Here is an 18,672-nt window from a genome sequence, read left to right on the forward strand (position 1 = left end):
AGGCGTTTCATCAACGCCTCCTTGCGATCGCGAAAACGGTGTGTGGGTGAGCAGTCCCCCGGCGTCAGGAGCCGGGACGGAACGGTTCCGGCCGCTCCGCTCTGCGTCCGAAGTGGTGCAAAATCGCCTCGACGATCCGGCGGGAAGCCTCCCCGTCTCCGTACGGATTGGCGGCGCGGGCCATGGCATCGTACGCGTCGGCATCGCGCAGCAGATGATCGGCCATGGCGTACACCTGGTCCTCGTCGGTTCCGGCCAGCTTCAGCGTGCCGGCCGCGATTCCTTCCGGCCGCTCCGTCGTGTCGCGCAGCACCAGCACCGGCACGCCCAGCGAAGGCGCCTCCTCCTGGACGCCGCCGGAATCGGTCAGAATCAGGTGGGCGCGGCGGGCAAAGTTGTGGAAGTCAAAGGCGTCGAGCGGTTCGATCAGGTGAATGCGCTCGTGTCCCCCCAGCACGTCCTGCGCCACTTCCTGCACAGCCGGGTTGAGGTGGACCGGATAGACGACGGCAATGTCGCCATGTTCGTCGACCAGCCGTCTGACCGCGCGGAAAATCCGGCGCATCGGCTCGCCCAGGTTCTCCCGCCGATGGGCGGTCATCAGCACCATTTTCCGGCCGGCCACGCGCTCCAACACGGGATGGGTGTAATCGTCGCGGACGGTTGTTTTCAGCGCGTCAATGGCCGTGTTGCCGGTGATGTAAATCGCCTCTTCCGGCTTGTTTTCACGCCGCAGGTTCTCCGCTGCCCCCTCGGTCGGCGCAAAGTGCAGATCGGCCATCACGCCCGTGAGCTGCCGGTTCATCTCCTCCGGGAAGGGGGAGTACTTGTCCCACGTGCGCAGGCCCGCTTCCACGTGGCCGATCGCCACCTGGTTGTAAAACGCCGCCAGGCTGGCGACAAAGGTGGTGGTCGTATCGCCGTGCACCAGAACGATGTCCGGCTTGACTTCCTTCATCACGCCATCCAGCTCTTCCAGGGCGCGGGTGGTAATCTGCACCAGCGTTTGCCGGTCTTTCATGATATTCAAGTCGATGTCCGGCCGGATGTCAAAGATCTCCAGCACCTGGTCCAGCATCTGCCGGTGCTGGGCGGTCACGCAGACAATCGACTCGATCTGGTCCCCATGCTTGTTCAGTTCGTGCACGAGCGGCGCCATCTTGATGGCTTCCGGCCGCGTGCCGAATACGGTCATCACTTTCAGCTTCTTCATCGGATTCCCTCTCCTACTTCGTCCCAAACAGGCGGTCGCCGGCGTCGCCCAGGCCCGGCACGATATAGCCGTGATCGTTCAGATACTCGTCGATGGCGGCGACGTAGATGTCCACGTCCGGATGCTCGTCCTGCACCAGCTTGATGCCCTCCGGCGCGGCGATCAGACACATCAGCTTCATGTTTTTCGCCCCGCGCTTTTTCAGGGCGGTAATGGCCGCTGCGGCGGACCCCCCTGTCGCCAGCATCGGGTCGATGACAATCAGTTCACGCTCGGCGATGTCGGACGGAAGTTTCACGTAGTATTCCACCGGCTGCAGCGTTTCCGGGTCGCGGTACAGGCCGACGTGGCCCACCTTGGCGGCGGGAATCAGTTTCAGCAAACCGTCCACCATGCCCAGACCGGCCCGCAAAATCGGCACCAGCCCCACCTTTTTGCCGGAAATGACGCGAGCTTTACAGGTCGCCACCGGCGTTTCGATGGTCGTCTCCTCCAAGGGCATGTCGCGGGTAATCTCATATCCCATCAAGGTTGCCACTTCGTCTACCAGTTCGCGAAATTCCTTGGTCCCCGTGTGCTTGTCACGGATATAGGTCAGCTTATGCTGGATCAGCGGGTGGTCAAACACGTATACGCGGCTCATGCATGTTCCTCCGTTTCCCTATCAATACATCCTTATCATCATAGCGAAGGAGCGTGTCCACGTCAATTTGCCCAATCTCCACGATCTTCCCCCTCTTCACGGCCATCCCCCGGCCGGCCGCGGCGTTCCCGCCAAGCAAACAAAAACAGACCTCACGGATCGCTCCATGAGGTCTGCTTCCATTTTTTAATCCCGCCGCCGACGGGGCAGTCAGATCGTCAGCCCTTCGTACATCGGAAAGCGCTGGCACAGAGCGGCGACGCGTTGGCGCGCCTCTTCGTGCTTGGCCGCGTCTTCCGGATGCTTCAGGGTGAGCGCGATGATCGACGCCACTTCCTTCATCGCCTCTTCGTCGAAGCCGCGGCTGGTGACCGCCGGCGTTCCCATGCGGACGCCGCTGGTGACGAACGGGCTTTCCGGATCGTACGGAATCGTGTTTTTGTTGGTGGTGATGTTCACTTCGTCCAGCAGGTGCTCCGCCACTTTTCCGGTCAAGCCGAGGTTGCGCACGTCAACCAGCACCAGGTGGTTGTCCGTGCCGCCGGAGACCAGCGTCAGCCCTTCCGCTTTCAGCGCTTCGGCAAAAGCCTGGGCGTTGTTGATGATCTGCTGCGCGTACGCTTTGAATTCAGGCTGCAGCGCTTCGCCGAATGCGACTGCCTTGGCCGCGATCACGTGCATCAGCGGACCGCCCTGCACGCCCGGGAATACCGATTTGTCGATCGCCTTGGCAAACTCTTCCTTGCAGAGAATCAGGCCGCCGCGGGGACCGCGCAGGGTTTTGTGCGTCGTGGAGGTGACAAAGTGCGCATACGGCACCGGATTGGGGTGGAGTCCCGCCGCCACGAGACCGGCGATGTGGGCCATGTCCACCATGAAATACGCGCCGACCTCGTCGGCAATTTCGCGGAACTTGGCAAAGTCGATCGTTCGCGGGTACGCGCTGGCGCCGGCGACGATCAGCTTCGGCTTGTGCTCCAGTGCCTTGGCGCGGACGTCGTCGTAGTTGATCAGGTGGGTATCCTTGTCCACGCCGTACTCCACGAAGTTGTACAGCGTGCCGGAGAAGTTGACCGGGCTGCCGTGCGTCAGGTGTCCGCCGTGGGAGAGGTTCATGCCGAGCACGGTGTCGCCCGGTTTCAGGATGGTAAAGTAGACCGCCATGTTGGCCTGCGCCCCGGAGTGAGGCTGCACGTTGGCGTGCTCCGCCCCGAACAGCTCCTTGACGCGGTCACGGGCGATGTTTTCCGCGATGTCCACATACTCGCAGCCGCCGTAGTAGCGGCGGCCCGGGTAGCCTTCCGCGTACTTGTTGGTCAGAACCGTGCCCATCGCTTCCATCACGGCGCGGCTGACAAAGTTTTCGGACGCGATCAGTTCAATCTTGTCGCGCTGCCTGCCCAGCTCCAGTCGAATCGCTTCCGCCACCTGCGGATCCTGCTTGCGCAAAAACTCTAGCATGGTTGTCTCCTCCTCTTTACACTCAGGGATATTGGTAGGAATACCGCTTGCCCGACCTAGGTACAGCTCTCCGACGACGGTGTTCGTTCGTAGACCGCCCGGGCTCCGCCGATCAGCTTGGGCCGCGTCCGCGCTGCGGTGACATGGGCTTCCCCCACTGTCCGGCAGGAGGGGCGAATGGGGACGGCGACGTGTCTCAGGTGCATCCCGATCAGCGTGTCGCCAATGTCGATGCCGGCGTGGGCGCGAACGTGCTCCACCACGACGGGATCGGCCATGTGGGCGTACGCGTGTGCGGCCATCGAACCGCCCGCCTGCGGCACGGGGACGACCGTCACTTCTTCCAGACCGTAGCGCTCCTGCGTCTCCCGCTCCACGACCAGCGCTCTGTTCAAATGTTCACAACATTGAAAAGCCAGCGCAAAACCGCGTTTTTCCTGAACGGCGCGAATGCCCCGGTAAATGGCGTCCGCCACCTCCCGGCTGCCCGCTTTGCCGATCTGCTTGCCCAGCACCTCACTGGTGCTGCAGCCGATGACGAGAAGCTGGCCCGGCCGCAGCTCGGCCAACTCCGCCACTTCAGAGACGAGCGCGCTCACCTGCCGTTCGATTGCGAGCATGTCCACCTTACTTCACTCCCGCATGTTTGGCTTCAATCGCTGCAATTTTTTCCACGCGGCGCGCGTGACGCCCTCCCTGGAACTCCGTCTCCAGCCAGATTTTGACGATGTCCAGCGCCAGCCCCGGACCAATCACCCGTTCGCCCAAGGCCAGTACGTTGGAGTCGTTGTGCTCGCGGGTCGCCCGCGCGGAAAACGTGTCGTGCGCCAGTGCGCAGCGGATGCCGGGCACCTTGTTGGCTGCGATCGACATGCCAATGCCTGTCCCGCATACCAGGATGCCGCGGTCAAATTCCCCGGCCGCCACTTTTTCCGCCACTGGCAGCGCGTAGTCGGGATAATCGACCGAATCTCCGCAGGTGCAGCCGAAGTCTTCAAAGGAAATGTTCATCGAGGTCAGCAGCCCCTTGATTTCCTCCTTCAGTTTGTACCCGCCGTGATCGGCGCCAATCGCCACTTTCATCCTGCCATCCCTCGCTTGTGTCGTGATCTTCTGCCATTATACATCAGAATCCGCATCGTAAAAAGTGAACATTTTTTAGTGGGAAACAAAAAATGTTCGCCCTATCATGCAAAAGAAGGCCCTGGCCCACTGCCAGCACCTCATCCCTTCACAATATGCGCCGCAACGTCAGCCTGTGAACTTGTCAAACAGCCGGTCCAGCGACTCTTCGATTTCCTCCGCGCATCGGCGGTAGTCCTCCACCGTACCGCCAAACGGGTCGGCGATGTCGCTCATCCCTTCCACGCCGACAAATTCCCGCAGTGTGAACACTTTTTCCGCGGCACCGGGAAACATGCCCTGAATCATCGCCTTGTGGCCCTGCGTCATGGTCAGGATCAGATCGGCCCAGGCCACCATTTCATCGTTCAACCGACGGGCCTGATGATCGTGTTCGATGCCCCGTTCCGCCAGCACCTGCAGGACCTGCGGAGAAGCAGGCTGACCGTCGAACGCGGCCACTCCCGCCGAACGGACTTCCCACTGGCCGTCCGCCGCCTTGGCCCTGAACAGCGCCTCCGCCATCGGACTGCGGCAGGTGTTTCCCGTACAGACAAACAAAATTCTCTTCACGTGTCTCTCCCCCTTTCCGGCGGCGCTGCTGCCTGAACAACCTTCCCGGCGAGCGATTTCAGGATGGCCCGGGAGTTTCCGCGCACCCGCCCGTTTGCTACTGCCGCCGGCGACCGGCGTCACAGCATGAATTTCAGACCAAAACCAAGCAAAATCAGTCCACCTAATACTTCGCTGTACTCGCCCAGCCATCCTCCCATCCTTCGCCCGATCATCAGGCCGCAGTACGCCATCATGCCGCCCATGACGCCAAACAAGGTGACCGCGAGCAGTTTGTTTACCTCCATCAAGCCAAAGGAAAAGCCGACCGTCATCGCGTCCAGGCTGACGCTGACGGCAAACAGCAGCAGTCCCAGTCCTTTCGTGCGCAGAATGCTCTTTTCCTCGCCCTGCACAAACCCGTTCCACAGCATATGCGCACCGATGGCCATCAGTACCGCACCGCCGATAAACACCGCAATATCCCCGACCAACTCGGACAAATACACCCCGACGGCGATCCCCACGAGGGGCATGGCTACGTGGAACAACCCGATGGTGATGCTGACTTTGACGATTTCTCTGAGGCGCATGCCCACCATCCCCACGCCCACCCCCAGCGAAAACGCGTCCATGCTCAGGGCAAAGGCAATCACCAGCAGGGTTAAAAATTGTCCCCAATGAAATATGGTCAGGTCCACGCCGCTCCCCCTCCTGTCTCTTCACCTTATGCGGACAAGAGGGAGTTTAGACGTTTACACGGACAGAATGCGTCCGCCCGCCGCTTTTTCCAGACGGTTCATGACCGCCATTCCCAAGCCGGAGCGGGAAAACGTTTCCCCGACGATAAACTGTACCTGCCGCTCGTCGAACTGCCGCAGCACCGCGTACAGCCGCTGCGCCACTTCACCCGGTTCCGCCCGCGATCCGACGGAGAGAACGACGTCGGCTTCGGGACGTTCCCGCCAATACGGAGCCGCCTCCGCGCTGGCCAGCACCCCGGTGCGCAGCCCGCGGCGCTTGGCCTCGGCGAGCATGCCGCTCATTTTTTCCCGGACGCGCGGCTCTTCTCCTTCGACGAGCCACATCTCGCCCTCCGGAGCGTAGTGGGCGTACTTCATGCCGGGCGAGCGCGGCGTTTCCGCCGAACCGGCGGAGAAGGCGGGGTCCAGCTTCACGGGGCCGATCACCGCTTCCAACTGCTCACGGGTGACGCCTCCCGGACGCAGGATGATCGGCGGCTCCACCGTAACGTCGATGACCGTCGATTCCACCCCGACACCAGTGGGGCCGCCGTCCAGCACGCCGGCGATGCGGCCGTCCAGGTCGGCCAGGACGTGCGCGGCCGTCGTGGGGCTGGGGCGGCCCGAACGGTTGGCGCTGGGCGCGGCCACCGGCACGCCGGCCTGGCGGATGAGCGCCAGCGCGGCGGGATGGTTCGGCATCCGCACGCCGACCGTGTCCAGCCCGGCAGTCACCAGCGAGGCCACCCGGTCCGTCTTGGGCAGGATCAGCGTCAACGGTCCGGGCCAAAACGCGTCCATCAGCCGGCGGGCCTTCTCCGGCACCGCTTCGGCAACCGTCTGCAGTTGTGCTTCGTCGGCAATGTGGACAATCAGCGGGTTGTCGCCGGGTCTCCCTTTTGCCAGGAATATTTTTTCCACAGCGTCGTCCGACAATGCATTCGCCCCCAACCCGTAGACGGTTTCCGTGGGAAAGGCGACGACCTCCCCGTCGCGGAGCAGGTGGGCGGCATCCACAATCTGTGAACAACCCTGCCAATTTTCCACAGCGTTCTCCACATGGTTATTCACAGTCCATAGCTTTGTTACCCGATGCTGTTCCATCTTGGCGAATATCCTTTCCTTATGCTCGTTTCACAACAATTTGTGCCTTTAGTATAGAGGTGATGATACAAGTTTTCAACAGGCTGTGGGTAACCTGTGAATAAGTTTCTCTTTTTTCAGAACGTTTCATCGCCGATATGCAAAACGACACCGCGGCGTGACCGGGTGTCGTTTTCTCGTGATCAGGAGAAGAGGGCCGTCAGTTTTTCCCAGAGGAAAAAGCGCACTTCCACGTTCGGCTGAGCGGCCGTCGTCTCCCTGTCGTCTGTCGTCTGCCGTTCTTCGCCGGCCGGCTGCCGCTCCACTTTCGCGACGTGACCTGCGGCTTCGTACGGATTCGCCGCTTGATCCGCTGCCGGTTGATCCGTTCGGCCGGCCGTTTCCGCATCGCCGAACCAGCGGGCTTCCAGGCGAGCCTGACGCCGTTCCTCGAAGGCGTCCCGTACGGCGTCGACGTCAGCCATTACGGCCGGTAGCGTCGGCTGCTCTTCCGACGCCTCCGCTCGTCCGTCGGCATGTCCTGACGGAGCGGGCTCGGTTTGGGGCGCGGCGGACGCCGCCTGGACCGCATCGCCGTTGGACATGTCGATGAAACAAAGCGGCGGAAACAGGACGCACCACCAGTTTTGCCCCTTCGCTTCGCCGATGCGGACGCGGAGCGCCTCGTAGTCCCCGGCGGGGTACACGTACGACCCGTACAGTTTGGTCGGGAACGGAACGCGGCCGAACTCAACCACGGCCGGGTAGGCAAAGCCCCGCTCCCGGATCGTCTTGTCCACAAGCTGCTGCAGTTCCGGCAGCCGGGCCGCCACCACCTGGCGGGCCTCCTCGTAGGAGCGGATCTCCGTGACCCACTCGTTCATCTGTGCGACAATCGCGTCGCGCACTTCCCGTTTCAGCCATTGATCCTGCAGGGAATCGCTGTTGGCGATAATCCGCAGCCGGATCGACTCCTGAGGGATCGGCCCGTTGTCCAGCACATTGGCCGCCGTAAGCTGTCCCTCCCAGCTCATCATCAACATCAAAACACTGAATGCCGCCAACCAGAACCGCTTCATGTTCATCCTACTCCCTTTCTCATACGGATGCTGCGAATCTCTTTTTCTAGCAACCAGTATGGACGGAATCTAGCGAAAACATACGCGGTTCTAACGAAACACATCGCGGTTCGCGACGGTTGCGAAACGAACGGCAACAACAATCGTGCTGCGCAAGTGACACGCGTCTCAGCGCTGAGAGGCGGATGAACCCGCCCGCCCGACGACGACCCGCTCGATCCCCGCCAGATCGGGGACGATCTCCACCTCGTCGATCACGCCGGAAGCCTTCATCAGGCCAGCGACGTCACGGGACTGATGAATGCCCACTTCAAACGCGACGAGACCCGGCCGTTTCAGCACCGCAGGCAGCGCCTCGCACAGGCGGCAGTAGCAGTCCAGTCCGTCCGCCCCTCCATCCAGCGCCAGCCGGGGTTCGTACGCCCGCACTTCCGCGTCCAGCGTGTCGACCACGGCGGTCGGAATATAAGGAGGATTGGAGACCAGAATGTCCACCTGCAGCCCCTCCGCCACCAGCGGCTGGACGAGGTCTCCCTGCAAAAAGCGGACGTGGGCGCCCAACTGTTCCGCGTTTTCGCGGGCGATGGCGGTCGCGTCGGGTGAAAGATCCACCGTGCTCACCCGCCAGTGCGGCCGTTCGCAGGCGAGCGTGACACAGATGGCTCCGCTGCCCGTGCCGATGTCCGCAACGGTGAGCGGCTGCTCCACCGGCCAGATGTCATCGGCCCGCCGCAACACCTGTTCCACCAGAATCTCCGTCTCCGGCCGGGGAATCAGCACACCCGGACGGACGCGAAAGGGACGGCCGTAGAACTCCTGCGTGCCGATCATGTACTGGATCGGTTCGCGGCGCGCCCGGCGCCGGCACAGGCCGATCAGGTGCTCCAGGGCGTCGGCGGGCATCGGTTCGCCCAGGGAAATCAAATAGCGGGTGCGGTCCCACCCGAGGCAGTGGCGGAGCAGCAGCTCCGCTTCAAACGGCGGATCCGCCACGCCCGCCTCGCGTAAAAAGGAAGAAGCCCGTGCCAGGGCTTCCCGTACTGTCGTCACATCCGGCCACTCACGCTGTGCTTGCATGGCTCTTCAACAGCTCCGTCTGTTCGTGCATGATCAGGTTGTCGATGACTTCGTCCAGTTCGCCTTCCAGAATCGATTCCAGACGGTGCAGCGTCAGACCGATGCGGTGATCGGTGACGCGGCTCTGCGGAAAGTTGTAGGTGCGAATCCGCTCACTGCGGTCGCCCGTCCCCACCAGGCTCTTGCGGGTGGCGTCCTGCTCCGCCATCTGCTGCTGCTGATAGTAGTCCAGCAGGCGGGCGCGCAGTACGCGCAGCGCCTTTTCCTTGTTGGAGTTCTGCGACTTTTCGTCCTGACAGGAGACCACGATGCCGGTCGGAATATGGGTCACCCGCACCGCCGACTTCGTGGTGTTGACGCTCTGCCCGCCAGCGCCGCTGGAACAGAACGTGTCGACGCGGATGTCTTTTTCGTTCAGTTCCACTTCCACTTCTTCCGCTTCCGGCAGCACCAGGACCGTCGACGTGGAGGTGTGAATCCGCCCGCCCGACTCTGTGGCCGGAATGCGCTGCACGCGGTGCGCGCCGCTTTCAAACTTCAGCTTGCTGTAAGCCCCGCGCCCGCTGACGGAAAAGACGATTTCCTTGTAGCCGCCGATGTCCGTCGGGTTGGCTTCCAGCACTTCCACCTTGAAGCCGTGCCGCTCCGCGTAGCGGGTGTACATGCGGAACAAATCGGCCGCAAACAGCGCCGCTTCGTCGCCTCCCGCCGCCCCGCGGATCTCCATGATGACGTTTTTCTCGTCGTTCGGATCTTTCGGCAGCAGCAGGATTTTCAAACGGCCCTCAAGCTGTTCCTTGCGCTTGCTCAGATCGGAAATTTCCATCTTTACCATTTCGCGCATCTCGTCGTCCAGCTTTTCCTCCAGCATCGCCTTGGCATCCTCAAGCTGGCTTACGACCGATTTATATTCACGGTAGACGACCACGGTCTCTTCCAAAGAGGACTGCTCCTTGGACAGTTCGCGCAGTCGTTTCGTATCGTTGATGACGTCGGGGTCACAAAGGAGATTGGTCACTTCTTCATAACGCTCTTCAACCGCAGATAAGCGCTCGAACACTGCATTTCACCCCACCGTTAAAATACTGTCTATTATAACAGATAAATTATAGAGGCAGATGTGGAAAAAGTCAAAACGGCTTCTTTTCAAGGTGATGATTGGAAAAAGCGTGCCGCAGCAGCACGAAAGAAACGGCAAAAGCAGGCAAACAGGCCCGGCATGGCCGAGCCTCCAGACTGAAGACAAAGCGATTGCATCGAAGGAGAAGCATGTTTCCAGGCAGCGCAGTTGGTGAGCTCTGCCGGACGGAGCTGACCGGCGCAACCTCGGACGGGGAATCAGCGATGGTATCCGTCGTTTGAGGTGATGTGAAAATCGTAGCGCGGCACTTTTTGACGCAGGGCGGCGATTACCTGCTGTTCGATGGACCGGGCCTGGGCGGCCGTCACGTTGGGGATCAGATCCAACGTAACATATGCGTTTCCGCCGCTCAGGGTGATTCGCGCGTTTTCCACGCCCGGCACTGATTTGGCCATGGCTTCCATGTTGTCCATATCGATCTGCGTGGAACGCACGTTGGAGTGGCCGATGATCACATTGGGGTTTTGGTTGCGCCCCATCAAGCCGTCCCGGTCTTCCAGCGGAGACGCTCCCCGGTCGATGATGTCCCCGTCCCGGTCGCTTTTGATGGTCGCGTGCTGCTGTGGATCGTAACTTTGCGCGCCGTAGCTCCGCTCCTGCGGCATCGTCCGGCCGCACCCGGCGGTCAGGGGGGATGCCAACAAAACTGCGGCCAGCACGCCCAGGGTACTTTTCCAAAAGGACTGGCATCGCATAAAAAAGCCACCTCCTGTTTGCCTTATTGTGCGCATCGCAGGCGACGGCCATTCACAGGCAAACAGGGGAGGCCTTCACGAGAGCCCTCAAGCGGGGGCCATCCTCAGTACGCAGCCGGCGGGTGGTAGTAGTGGCGGCGGCAGACGCTGCTGTAGGTGTCGTTTCCGCCGATCTCGATCGTCTCTCCGGTGTAAACGGGGCGGCCGTCCTTGAACTTGAGGATGTGGGTCGCTTTTTTGTTGCAGTAGACGCACACGGTCTTGATCTCCTCGATCTTGTCCGCTTCGCACAGCAAATGGGCACTGCCCGGGAACAACTGGTTCTTGAAGTCTTTCAACAGCCCGTACACGATCACCGGGATGTCCAGCTCATCCACGATTTTGACCAACTGCTCCACATGCTGTTTGCCGAGAAACTGTCCCTCGTCCACCAGGACGCAGTGCGGCCGGCTCTCCTCCCCGGCGACGATCGCAAAGATGTCCGTATCGTCGCTGATCGGAATGGCTTCCCGGCTGATTCCCACACGCGAAGCCACCTTGCCGACACCGTATCGGTCGTCGATGGCCGGGGTAAACACCAGCACTTTTTTGCCTGACTGCTCGTAGTTGTGAGCCACCGTCAATAACTGGATTGATTTGGAAGCATTCATCGCCCCATAGCGAAAATAGAGTTGTGCCACCTGTCTGTCTCCCTTTGCGTTCATTTTCCCTTCCGGCGATGCCGCGCGGGCTCCCCCGTCTGCGTCATTCGTCCGGGCTTCTGGCTCTATTGTAGGGGTACATGCCGCAGAACGGAACGTTTTTTGCCGAAAAAGCAAAAACCAGGCAGCGATCCTGCCTGGTTCTTCTTCCCGATTAGGAAAGATTGTATTTGCGTTTGAAGCGGTCTACACGGCCGCCGGCATCTACGAATTTTTGCTTACCGGTGAAGAACGGGTGGCAGTTGGAGCAGATCTCCACGCGCAGCGCTTGCTTCACGGAGCCGGATTCGAATTCGTTGCCGCAGGCACACGTTACTTTCACAATGTTGTAGTTCGGGTGAATGCCTTGTTTCATCCTAATTACACCTCTTTTCCGCCCTGAATCGTTTGCCGAAACAGAGTTATATACAAACACACATACAAGATAGTAGCACGGTTCGGACCGAAATGCAACAGATTCGCGGTTACGCCATGTTTTTCCGGCGGCGCAGCTCCGCCGGCGGCACGTGCGTAAACGAGCCGATCACCACGTCTGGCAGCTCCTGCTGATAGATCTCGATCGCCTGCTTCATCCCGAACACTTCCCCCTTGGCCGGCGGAATCATCGCCAGGTAGCTCTCCGGATCGATGTTGAGATTGCGCAGTTGGATCAGCTTGATGCCAGTCCGGCGGATGAAGTTGATCATCGCCTCCATCTCCTCTTCACGGTCAAAGACCCCCGGGAAACAGAGGTAGTTGATCGACGTGTACACGCCCTTGGAAGCGGCGTACTCCGCCGAGCGGGCCACGTTTTCCAGCGTGTAGTGGCGCGGCCGGTAGTAGGCGTTGTAGTGTTCGTCGATGGCGCTGATGATGCTGATCCGCATCAGGTCCAGTCCGGCGTCCACGATGCCTTTGATGTGGTCGGTCAGCCCGGCGTTGGTGTTGATGTTGATGTAGCCCATGTCGGTCTGCTCGCGGACGCGGCGCATCGCCGGAATGATGATGGAAGCCATCGTGGACGGCTCCCCTTCACAGCCTTGGCCAAAGCTGATGATGCTCTCCGGTGTCTGCAGGTGATGGAGCATCACCTCCACCAGCTCGTCCTCCGTCGGCTTGAAGTTCATCCGCGTCTGCGGAGACGGGAAGCCGCTGTCCTCCGGCTGTTCGGAAATGCAGCCGTAACAGCCGGCGTTGCAGGTGTAGGAGACCGGCAGACTGCCCTCCCAGCGGTTGAAAAAGTTGTTGGAGGCGGTCAGGCACTCGTATTCCAGCGCACAGTGGGAGAGGTGGCGCAAAATCCGGTTGTTCGGAAACAGCTCCAGTGTCCGTTCCACCCGCTGGCGAAGCTCGTCCATCGGAAAGTTGAGCGGGTTCCATTGGTACGGATCATCGCTCTGCCGGCCGGCCACCCAGAAGCCGCCGTCTTTCCACACCACGGCCGTATAGCCGAACAGAGGGAGCTTGCTGTTTTTGTCGGTCTTGATGTAGCCCGGCAGAAGCAGCCGGGTAAACCCCTGGGGAATCAAGGCGCCAACCGCCGTGTACCCGTCCAGCTTCACCATCTCGCCCGTGTCCGGGTCCATGCCGATCGGCACCGTGTCCGGCAGGCTGACCAGCGTCGCTCCCTCCGGCAGGGGAATCAGTTCGTCTTCCAAAATCTCCGTCAGGATATCGCCGTTACGTGCCACCGCGAGCAGTCCCGGGTGGTCGTAGACGTTGCCGTTTTCGTCTGCGTATACCAAATACATCGAAAAATCGCCTCGCTTTGTTCGCTCAGCCCATTGTAACGCAACGGCACGTCAAAGTAAATGTGAAGGGTTACCTGCTCAAGTAGCGCAACGGATTGATCGGCACATCGTCCTGCCGCACCTCGAAGTGCAGATGGTACCCGGTGGAATCGCCGGTTCGCCCCATGTAGCCGAGAACCTCTCCCCGCTCCACATACTGGCCCGGCGACACGAGAATTTTGCGCATGTGGGCGTAGTAGGTTTGCAGCCCGTCTCCGTGATCGAGAATGACCATAAAGCCGTAGCCGGGATGGCCGCCCCCGGCTTCCACGACGACGCCTTCCTTGGCGGCGTGAATGGGGGTCCGCCCCTCGTCCTGGTTCCACATGTCGATTCCCTTGTGCATCTTCCCCCAGCGTGTGCCGAAGCCGCTGGTGACGGTCGCCTGCTTGACCGGCCAATCCAGCGCGCGGGAACGGCTTGACTGGCGGCTGGCCGCCTGCACCACGCCGCGCCGCTTCTGCCACTCCTTCGCCGTCACCGATTGCGAGTCGGTGACAGGGATCTGGATGGTTTGGCCGATGTAGAGGTTGTCCGACATCAGCCGAAGCAGCGGATTGCGCTCCAGCAGCAGTTCCTTGCTTACGCCGTACCGGCGGGCAATATCGTCCAGGGTCTCGCCGCGGCGGACGGAATGGGTCACGTCGCCCTGGCTGAGTTTCAGCTTCATGCCGATTCCCACGAGGTTGGGGTTGGCCATCCTGTTCAGTTCCACCAGTTGTTTCAGGGACAGGCCGTACCGGTGAGCAATGCCGGACAGCGTGTCGCCCGGCTGAACCGTATAGGTCATCACATCGCTCCGGTTGGCCGGGGTCGGCTTGGTCAGAGAGGCGTAGGGATTAAACGCCTGAAACAGCACCTGTTCCGCCACCGCCTGCTTGATCTCTTCCCTTCCGCCCCAATCGGCGGGCATCTGCGCGAACTCCACAGCCGCTCCTCCTTTCTGCGGTTCCGCCTTTGCCATGGGCGCGGCGGCCGCCGCACGTTCCAGAAACTCTGCTTTTACCGTATGCCTGGTCCCGAAAAAAAATGACGGCGAGTTGGTTACCCCGCCGTCACGTTTGCTTGTTTTCCACGAATTTTATTGGGTTCAAACGTCTGCAAAAATTCTTCGTTGGTCTTGGTCTCCGCCAGTCGTTTGAGGAACGAATCGACGAATTCCGGCGTTTCGTTCATGCTTTTGCGAATCGCCCACAGCTTTTCCAGCTCTTCTTTGGAAAGCAGCAGCTCTTCGCGGCGGGTGCCCGAGCGGCGAATGTCGATCGCCGGGAAGATGCGCCGTTCCGCCAGTTTGCGGTCCAGGTGCAGCTCCATGTTGCCCGTCCCTTTGAACTCTTCGTAAATCACGTCGTCCATGCGGGAGCCGGTCTCTACCAGCGCGGTCGCCAGGATGGTCAGGCTGCCGCCCTCCTCGATATTGCGGGCCGATCCGAAAAACCGCTTGGGCCGGTGAAACGCGGCCGGGTCGATCCCGCCGGACAGCGTCCGTCCGCTGGGCGGAATCACCAGGTTGTAGGCGCGCGCCAGACGGGTGATGGAGTCGAGCAGGATGACGACGTCCTTTTTGTGTTCCACCAATCGTTTTGCCCTCTCCAACACCAGTTCCGCCACTTTGATGTGGTTTTCCGGCAGCTCGTCAAACGTGGAGGCGACGACCTCCCCCTTGACGGAGCGCTGCATGTCGGTTACCTCTTCCGGCCGTTCGTCGATCAACAGGACAAACAGGTGAATGTCCGGCCGATTTTCCGTAATGCTGTTGGCGATCTCTTTGAGCAGCATGGTTTTTCCCGCTTTGGGCGGCGCCACGATCAAGCCGCGCTGGCCAAGCCCGACAGGGGCGATGAGGTCCATCAGGCGTGCGGAAATGCGCTCCGGGACGGTTTCCAAAACGAGTTTGTTTTGAGGGTATAACGGTGTCAAGGCGGGAAAGTGAAGGCGTTCGGCGGCTAATTCGGGGTCTTCTCCGTTTACGGCTTCCACCTGCAGCAGCCCGAAATACCGTTCGTTTTCCTTGGGCGGCCGCACCTTGCCGGATACCAGGTCCCCCATCCGCAGATCAAATCGGCGAATCTGCGACTGGGAGATGTAAATGTCCTCCGAGCTGGGGAGGTAGTTGATGGGGCGCAGGAATCCGTAGCCCTCGGGGAGGATTTCCAGCACCCCTTCCATAAACATCAGACCGTCCCGTTCCGCCCTGGCTCGCAGGATGGCAAAGATCAGTTCCTTTTTCTTCAGTTGGGAATAGTACGGGATCTGGTATTCCTTTGCCAGCTTGTACAGTTCGGTCAGCTTCTTTTCTTCTAGTTCGGAAAGTAACATGATTCCACCACTCTTTGTTTTCTCTTCATCTATTCTCGTCCGATCGCCGCCTTACAATACCAGGCGGGGTTTGCGCTCCAAGCGGTGGTTTCCTTCGATAAAGCGGACGGTTCCCGTTTTGGCCCGCATGACGACGGAATGGGTCGTGGCGCGCATGCCCTGGAAACGCACGCCCCTGAGCAGCTCACCGTCGGTAACGCCGGTGGCGGCGAAGATGGCGTCATCCCCCTTCACCAGGTCGTCCATGTACAGGACCTGATGGGGATTGGCCAGTCCCATCCGCTTGCAGCGTTCGATCTCCTCTTCGTTTTGCGGCAGCAGCTTGCCCTGAATCTCGCCGCCGAGGCATTTGAGCGCAACGGCTGCCAATACGCCTTCGGGAGCGCCCCCGGATCCAAACAGGATGTCCACACCGGTATCGGGAAACGCCGTGTTGATCGCCGCGGCCACGTCCCCGTCGGAAATCAGCCGAATGCGCGCCCCGGCTTCCCTGATCTCGTGGATGATCCGTTGATGGCGGTCGCGATCCAGCACGATCGCCACCAGGTCGCTGATGTCCTTGCCCTGGGCCTGGGCAACCGCCTTCAGGTTGTCCCTGATCGGGGCGTTGATGTCCACTTTGCCCACCGCTTTCGGGCCGACGGCGATCTTCTCCATGTACATGTCCGGTGCATGCAGCAGGTTGCCGCGGTCGGCAATGGCGATGACCGAGATGGCTCCCCAGGTCCCTTTGGCGACGATGTTGGTGCCCTCCAGCGGGTCGACGGCCACGTCTACGGCCGGTGCGACCCCCTGGCCCAACCGCTCTCCGATGTACAGCATCGGCGCTTCGTCCATTTCCCCTTCGCCGATGACGACGATCCCGTCCATCGGCACGTTTTCAAACTCTTTGCGCATCGCCGTCGTTGCCGCGTCATCGGCCTCGTCTTTTTTGCCAAGGCCCATCCAGCGGGCGGACGCCAGCGCTGCCGCCTCCGTAACACGTACCAGTTCAAGCGTAAGACTGCGTTCCATTCTGGAAGACTCCTCTCCTGGCAATTGGTGAACGTGCGGTTACCGTGGGTGGCGCTCCATGCGGGGCAGACCGATCCGTTTCACATCGGCTCCCAGGCTTTGCAGCTTGCCCACCAGATTTTCGTAACCGCGATCGATGTGTTCCAATCCTTCCAGCTCCGTCGTGCCCTGCGTAGCCAGGCCGGCAATGACCAGCGCCGCGCCCGCGCGCAGGTCCGAGGCGACCACTTTGGCCCCGTTCAGCCGACTGCCGCCCTCGATGACCGCCGAGCGCCCTTCCACTTTCAGATTGGCCCCCATGCGGCGCAGTTCGTCCACGTGGCGGAAACGGGCGCTGTAAATGTTGTCCGTCACGACGCTTGTGCCTGCGGCCAGCGTCAGCAGGGTCGTGATCGGCTGCTGCAAATCGGTCGGAAAGCCGGGGTACGGGCTGGTTTTCACGTCGATGGCGCGATAGAACTCCCGCCCGTTCACCTGAATACAGTCGTCCATTTCCAGCACTTCCGCCCCGATCTCCCGCAGCTTGGCGGTGACGGACTCCAGGTGTTTGGGGATGACGTTTTCCAAGGTAACGCTTCCCCGTGTCGCGGCAGCCGCGATCATGTAGGTGCCCGCCTCGATCCGGTCCGGGATGATCGTGTGGCGGCAGCCCCGCAGGCGCTCCACACCCTCGATCCGGATGATGTCGGTGCCGGCCCCCTTGATTTTGGCGCCCATGTTGTTCAGCAATGTGGCGACGTCGACGATTTCCGGCTCCCGGGCAGCGTTTTCAATAATCGTCACGCCCTCCGCCTTGGACGCAGCCAGCATGATGTTGATCGTCGCTCCGACGCTGACCAGGTCCAGGTAGATGCGCGCGCCTTTGAGGCGGCCGTTTTTGGCGCGAATGGTCATGACGCCGTTTTGGTTTTCCACCCGGGCTCCCAGCGCTTCAAAGCCCTTGATGTGCAAATCGACCGGACGCGGGCCGAGGTCGCAGCCGCCCGGCAAACCGACGCGGGCCTCGCCGAATTTGGCCAGAAGCGCTCCCCACAGGTAGTAGGACGCCCGCAGCTTCTTGATGCGTCCGTTGGGCATCAGCATCAGCTTCATCGGACGCCCGTCCACTTCCATCCAGTCGTCCTCGAACAGCACGTCCGCACCCATTTCCTTCAGCAGCTCACAGTAGATTTCCACGTCCTGAATATGCGGCAGATTTTCAATCACCACCGGCCCGTCTGCCAGGAGCGCGGCAGGAATCAGGGCAACGGCGCTGTTTTTGGCTCCGCTGATGGAAACCGAACCCTCGAGTCGCTTCCCACCGTTGATGATCAGCTTTTCCATGCTTAGCTCTCCTCAGGCGTAATCGGGAAAGAAGCACCTTCCCCAACGGAAAAGGTGCTTAGGCCTTTTACACATTCGTTCTTACTTTTGCATGCTTGCCCAGTCCGCGAGAAACTTCTCCAGACCGCTGTCGGTCAGCGGATGAGCAATCAGTTGTTTGAACACTTTGTAGGGGATTGTGGCGAAATGAGCGCCGCGGCGCGCCGCTTCCGTCACGTGAACGGGGTGGCGGACAGAGGCGGCGATAATTTCCGTCTCCAGACCGTGAACGGAAAAGATTTCGGCAATGTCTTCGATCAACTGCATGCCGTCGTGGCCGATGTCGTCCAGACGGCCCAGGAACGGGGAAACGTAGGTGGCGCCGGCCCGTGCCGCCAGCAGCGCCTGGTTGGCGGAGAACACCAGCGTGACGTTGGTGCGGATCTTCCGCTTGGCGAAGTGCTTGACAGCCTTCAGGCCTTCCGCCGTCATCGGGACCTTGATCACGATGTTCTTGGACAGGGAAGCCAGCTTCTCCCCTTCCTCGATCATGCCCTTGGCGTCCGTGCTGATCACTTCCGCGCTGATCGGGCCGTCCACGATGTCGATGATTTCCTTCAGCGTTTCGATGAAATCGCGCCCTTCCTTGGCAACGAGCGACGGGTTGGTCGTCACGCCGGACACCACGCCCCACTCGTGAATCTCGCGTATTTCTTCGACGTTAGCCGTATCAATCAAAAAGCGCATGATGTGTACCT

At 60.8% G+C, this 18,672-nt stretch carries 20 protein-coding genes; all 20 read right to left on the bottom strand.

The window, feature by feature from the left end:
- Positions 1-64: 64 nt before the first annotated feature.
- The 20 genes from wecB to fsa all read right to left on the bottom strand — a co-directional run bounded on the left by wecB (position 65) and on the right by fsa (position 18,661).
- On the bottom strand, positions 65-1,213 hold the full coding sequence (wecB, locus tag FOI68_RS10770; protein ID WP_143863176.1) for a non-hydrolyzing UDP-N-acetylglucosamine 2-epimerase: 1,149 nt from the start codon (positions 1,211-1,213) through the stop codon (positions 65-67).
- A 13-nt stretch (positions 1,214-1,226) separates the two neighbouring features.
- Complete coding sequence (upp, locus tag FOI68_RS10775; RefSeq protein ID WP_143863177.1) at positions 1,227-1,856, bottom strand: uracil phosphoribosyltransferase; 630 nt, start codon at positions 1,854-1,856, stop codon at positions 1,227-1,229.
- Positions 1,857-2,066: 210 nt separating this feature from the next.
- Positions 2,067-3,317, bottom strand: coding sequence for a serine hydroxymethyltransferase (locus tag FOI68_RS10780; RefSeq protein ID WP_029100385.1), 1,251 nt, complete (start codon positions 3,315-3,317; stop codon positions 2,067-2,069).
- A gap of 56 nt (positions 3,318-3,373) precedes the next feature.
- A complete protein-coding gene (locus FOI68_RS10785) occupies positions 3,374-3,943 on the bottom strand; it encodes a TIGR01440 family protein (RefSeq protein ID WP_035296113.1) in 570 nt (189 codons plus the stop codon).
- Position 3,944: 1 nt separating this feature from the next.
- Positions 3,945-4,400: a ribose 5-phosphate isomerase B gene (gene rpiB / locus FOI68_RS10790; RefSeq protein WP_035296115.1), complete on the bottom strand. Its 456-nt coding sequence runs from the start codon at positions 4,398-4,400 to the stop codon at positions 3,945-3,947.
- A 168-nt stretch (positions 4,401-4,568) separates the two neighbouring features.
- Positions 4,569-5,012: a low molecular weight protein arginine phosphatase gene (locus tag FOI68_RS10795; protein ID WP_143863178.1), complete on the bottom strand. Its 444-nt coding sequence runs from the start codon at positions 5,010-5,012 to the stop codon at positions 4,569-4,571.
- Between the two features lie 119 nt (positions 5,013-5,131).
- Positions 5,132-5,692: a manganese efflux pump MntP gene (locus tag FOI68_RS10800; protein WP_029100389.1), complete on the bottom strand. Its 561-nt coding sequence runs from the start codon at positions 5,690-5,692 to the stop codon at positions 5,132-5,134.
- Between the two features lie 54 nt (positions 5,693-5,746).
- Positions 5,747-6,838, bottom strand: coding sequence for an L-threonylcarbamoyladenylate synthase (locus FOI68_RS10805; RefSeq protein WP_143863179.1), 1,092 nt, complete (start codon positions 6,836-6,838; stop codon positions 5,747-5,749).
- 182 nt (positions 6,839-7,020) lie between these two features.
- The gene (gene spoIIR, locus FOI68_RS10810; protein ID WP_143863180.1) at positions 7,021-7,896 is read right to left on the bottom strand and encodes a stage II sporulation protein R; all 876 of its coding nucleotides are present in this window, start codon (positions 7,894-7,896) and stop codon (positions 7,021-7,023) included.
- Between the two features lie 168 nt (positions 7,897-8,064).
- A complete protein-coding gene (prmC, locus tag FOI68_RS10815) occupies positions 8,065-8,973 on the bottom strand; it encodes a peptide chain release factor N(5)-glutamine methyltransferase (RefSeq protein ID WP_143863181.1) in 909 nt (302 codons plus the stop codon).
- Positions 8,957-10,033, bottom strand: a complete 1,077-nt coding sequence (gene prfA / locus FOI68_RS10820) for a peptide chain release factor 1 (protein ID WP_029100393.1) — start codon at positions 10,031-10,033, stop codon at positions 8,957-8,959. Before prfA ends, prmC begins: the two co-directional genes overlap by 17 nt.
- Before the next feature lie 278 nt (positions 10,034-10,311).
- Positions 10,312-10,809, bottom strand: coding sequence for a sporulation protein (locus FOI68_RS10825; protein WP_029100394.1), 498 nt, complete (start codon positions 10,807-10,809; stop codon positions 10,312-10,314).
- A 104-nt stretch (positions 10,810-10,913) separates the two neighbouring features.
- Positions 10,914-11,489: a thymidine kinase gene (locus tag FOI68_RS10830; RefSeq protein ID WP_035296124.1), complete on the bottom strand. Its 576-nt coding sequence runs from the start codon at positions 11,487-11,489 to the stop codon at positions 10,914-10,916.
- Positions 11,490-11,664: 175 nt separating this feature from the next.
- Positions 11,665-11,865: a 50S ribosomal protein L31 gene (gene rpmE / locus FOI68_RS10835; protein ID WP_029100396.1), complete on the bottom strand. Its 201-nt coding sequence runs from the start codon at positions 11,863-11,865 to the stop codon at positions 11,665-11,667.
- Between the two features lie 109 nt (positions 11,866-11,974).
- Entirely contained in the window at positions 11,975-13,240 is a 1,266-nt protein-coding gene (locus FOI68_RS10840) for a radical SAM family protein (RefSeq protein ID WP_143863182.1), read from the bottom strand.
- A 70-nt stretch (positions 13,241-13,310) separates the two neighbouring features.
- The gene (locus FOI68_RS10845; protein WP_143863183.1) at positions 13,311-14,207 is read right to left on the bottom strand and encodes a peptidoglycan DD-metalloendopeptidase family protein; all 897 of its coding nucleotides are present in this window, start codon (positions 14,205-14,207) and stop codon (positions 13,311-13,313) included.
- 116 nt (positions 14,208-14,323) lie between these two features.
- Positions 14,324-15,598, bottom strand: a complete 1,275-nt coding sequence (gene rho, locus FOI68_RS10850; protein ID WP_029100399.1) for a transcription termination factor Rho — start codon at positions 15,596-15,598, stop codon at positions 14,324-14,326.
- Positions 15,599-15,649: 51 nt separating this feature from the next.
- Positions 15,650-16,612 (bottom strand): class II fructose-bisphosphatase, encoded by a 963-nt coding sequence (gene glpX / locus FOI68_RS10855; protein ID WP_029100400.1) that lies wholly within the window; start codon positions 16,610-16,612, stop codon positions 15,650-15,652.
- 39 nt (positions 16,613-16,651) lie between these two features.
- Positions 16,652-17,935 (bottom strand): UDP-N-acetylglucosamine 1-carboxyvinyltransferase, encoded by a 1,284-nt coding sequence (locus FOI68_RS10860; RefSeq protein ID WP_029100401.1) that lies wholly within the window; start codon positions 17,933-17,935, stop codon positions 16,652-16,654.
- A gap of 81 nt (positions 17,936-18,016) precedes the next feature.
- A complete protein-coding gene (gene fsa, locus FOI68_RS10865; RefSeq protein ID WP_029100402.1) occupies positions 18,017-18,661 on the bottom strand; it encodes a fructose-6-phosphate aldolase in 645 nt (214 codons plus the stop codon).
- Between the last annotated feature and the right edge of the window lie 11 nt (positions 18,662-18,672).

It is taken from the genome of Brevibacillus sp. LEMMJ03, from assembly GCF_007197875.1.
GTDB lineage: Bacteria > Bacillota > Bacilli > Brevibacillales > Brevibacillaceae > Brevibacillus > Brevibacillus thermoruber.